Here is a 260-nt window from a genome sequence, read left to right as displayed (position 1 = left end):
GCCGGGGCGGCGGCGACGATTATCTATACCTTCGTCGGCGGCTTCCTCGCGGTTAGCTGGACCGATACCGTGCAGGCCAGCCTGATGATTTTCGCGCTGATCCTCACCCCGGTGATCGTGATTATTTCCGTCGGCGGCTTTGGCGATTCGCTGGAAGTGATTAAGCAGAAGAGCATCGAAAATATCGACATGCTGAAAGGGCTGAACTTCGTGGCGATTATCTCGCTGATGGGCTGGGGGCTGGGTTATTTCGGTCAGCC

The 260-nt window shown here is 56.9% G+C and carries 1 protein-coding gene; it reads left to right on the top strand.

Features of this window, described 5'->3' with window-relative positions:
* Positions 1–260: sodium:solute symporter family transporter (locus FLQ03_RS00690; RefSeq protein WP_420855643.1), on the top strand; the 260-nt coding region annotated here is incomplete at both ends.

This window comes from Vogesella urethralis (genome assembly GCF_007644045.2).
Lineage (GTDB): Bacteria > Pseudomonadota > Gammaproteobacteria > Burkholderiales > Chromobacteriaceae > Vogesella > Vogesella urethralis.
Note: the sequence above shows the minus strand (reverse complement) of the source record. Positions and strands in the feature narration are given on the sequence as shown.